Origin of the sequence: Halorubrum sp. Atlit-26R, from assembly GCF_003666015.1 — an archaeon.
In the GTDB taxonomy this organism is placed as follows: domain Archaea; phylum Halobacteriota; class Halobacteria; order Halobacteriales; family Haloferacaceae; genus Halorubrum.
The window spans coordinates 1-659 of the sequence record NZ_QPLT01000257.1 but is presented as its reverse complement, the minus strand read 5'-3'; the positions used below and the strand labels follow the sequence as shown (position 1 = coordinate 659).

Here is a 659-nt window from a genome sequence, read left to right as displayed (position 1 = left end):
GACGACTCGGCCGGGAGTCACGCTTCCCCCGGACGCGCTCGATCCGGTTCTGTGTCTCCTCGTCGAGCTCCTCGTCCTGCTGGCCGTCACCGTCGGTGTCGTCGGTCATGCCGTCACCTTGAGATCGAACGCCTCGATGATGTGGTCGCCCAGCTGCCCGAACGTCTCGGTGACGTCAGCATCCGGCTGGTGCTCGCAGATAGACTCACCGGCGACGTACGCGTACGATAGCGCGACTCGCTCGGGTATCTCGTACACGGGGACGTCGTTGAAGACCTCTGCGAGGATCGCCGTCATCTCGTCAGCGGCATTCGTCGACATCCGGATACGGTTGGTGACGGCCGCAATCTCGTCGATCTCGCGGCCGGTGTCCGTCTCGAACGCCGCGATCTCGTCGAACAGCCGATCGACCGCCCCCTTCGAGGAGGCCTCCGCCGTCGCCGGCACGATCAGGTTCGGCGCCGCGTACAGCGCGTTCTTGAACATCGGGTTGTGGCCCGGCGGGGCATCGACGATCACGATGTCGTACTCGGCGTCGACGCGAGCGACGGCGTCATCGAGCAGGCCGTACCCGTGGGCGTCGCTCCCGATCGTCGCCGGCGTCACCAGTTGCGTCATCGACTCGAGGACCCAGGTCGCAGTCTCGACTGCGTTCGGAT

At 65.9% G+C, this 659-nt stretch carries 1 protein-coding gene; it reads right to left on the bottom strand.

The annotated features are described in order from the left end of the window. Window positions 1-105: 105 nt before the first annotated feature. The coding region (locus DVK07_RS20440; RefSeq protein WP_158603210.1) for a ParA family protein at window positions 106-659 on the bottom strand (554 nt) is incomplete at its 5' end.